The following is a 593-nucleotide window of genomic DNA, read 5'->3' as shown; positions in this document are numbered from 1 at the left end:
AGTTCGGCTCCCATTCCGGCCCACTGCGTGCCCTGGCCGGGGAAGACGAACGCCACCCGGCCCACGTCCGTGGACGTTCCCCGTATCAGCCCTTCCGGAGCGGTCAGCGCCTGTGCGAAGTCGCCCGTCCCGGTGCCGATCGCGACGGCCCGGTGCTCGAACTGCGCGCGCCCGTCGGCCAGTACGCGGGCGACGGCGCCGGCGTCGACGTCATCCGTACCGCCCTGCGAGGCGTACGCGGCGAGGCGCCCGATCTGGGCGTCCAGCGCGGCCGGAGACTTCGCCGAGACCAGCCACGGCACCAGGCCGCCGGCGGACGGCTCGACGGCCGGGGTCTCGTTTGTCAGGGTCTCGTCCGCCGGGGTCTCGACGACCCCCGGGGCCTCTTCGAGGACCACGTGCGCGTTCGTGCCGCTGACGCCGAAGGAGGAGACCGCGGCCCGGCGCAGTCCGCCGTCGCCCTTGTCCGGCCAGTCCATGGCTTCCGTGAGCAGCTCGACCGCGCCCGCCGCCCAGTCCACCTGGTCCGTCGGCCGGTCCACGTGGAGCGTCTTCGGCAGGACGCCGTGGCGCATCGCCTGGACCATCTTGAT

The 593-nt window shown here is 73.7% G+C and carries 1 protein-coding gene; it reads right to left on the bottom strand.

The window, feature by feature from the left end; genetic code table 11:
* On the bottom strand, positions 1-593 hold a 593-nt coding region (locus IE124_RS34350; protein WP_306432465.1), incomplete at both ends, for a ketoacyl-synthetase C-terminal extension domain-containing protein.

It is taken from the genome of Streptomyces narbonensis (genome assembly GCF_014649015.1).
GTDB classification, from domain to species: Bacteria; Actinomycetota; Actinomycetes; order Streptomycetales; family Streptomycetaceae; genus Streptomyces; species Streptomyces narbonensis.
The sequence above is the reverse complement of the archived record's forward strand: the minus strand, read 5'-3'. Positions and strand labels throughout refer to the sequence as shown.